This is a genomic window from Bacillus sp. mrc49 (assembly GCF_002803435.1).
Genome location: NZ_PHNG01000243.1, coordinates 1 through 698 on the forward strand (window position 1 = coordinate 1; position 698 = coordinate 698).

1 protein-coding gene is annotated in these 698 nt (G+C 39.4%); it reads right to left on the reverse strand.

The genetic code is table 11. The features are described from left to right. Positions 1-533, reverse strand: a 533-nt coding sequence (locus CVN76_RS01765; RefSeq protein ID WP_157805453.1) for a LysR family transcriptional regulator, incomplete at its 3' end; no start/stop codon positions are given. Between the last annotated feature and the right edge of the window lie 165 nt (positions 534-698).

Consider the following 698-nt stretch of genomic DNA (forward strand, 5'->3'; position numbering starts at 1 on the left):
AGCTCGGTTTGAATTTGAAAAGGATGTCCCGGATATACGACTAATCGAATCGAATTATCAAGCGTCTTATGATTTTGCAGCCCACTATGTGCAACATCCTTCATGAAGGCTATATCAACCTGTTTCCGAAGCAATTTATCCATTAATTCCTCATTTGTTGCCGATATGAATTTAAAGCGTAAATCTGGGTTTTTCTCTTTCCAAAGAGGAAGCGCGAACGGAATAAAGTATTGCGATGTAATGATATTGGCCCCAATCGTTATTTCCTCCAAATCACTTCCTGCCTTCAGCTGCTTTTTCCCCTGTTGGAATGTGCGGATGATTTGCTCCGCAAATGGAATGAAGGCTTTCCCTTTTTCGGTTAAAATGATTCCCCTCCCTTGCCTTTCGAATAGTTCTGTATCGAGTTCCCCCTCAAGCGTCTTAATTCTTGCCGATACGGTTGGTTGTGATAAAAACATCGCCTCTGCGGCTTTATGGAAGCTATTAAAGTGAACGACATACATAAAAGCTTCAATATGATCAATATTCATGCCTTCGGCTCCTTTTTTCAAAATGAACACAAATAGCCCCTGTTCGCTTATCGCGCTCAGGAGCTTTCGGTTGTCCAATCAGCCCATTTTATAATCTTGTTTATCCGATTTTAATCTTATAAATCAAATAAGTAAAGTGGGAATTAACAAAAAATTTCATATGAA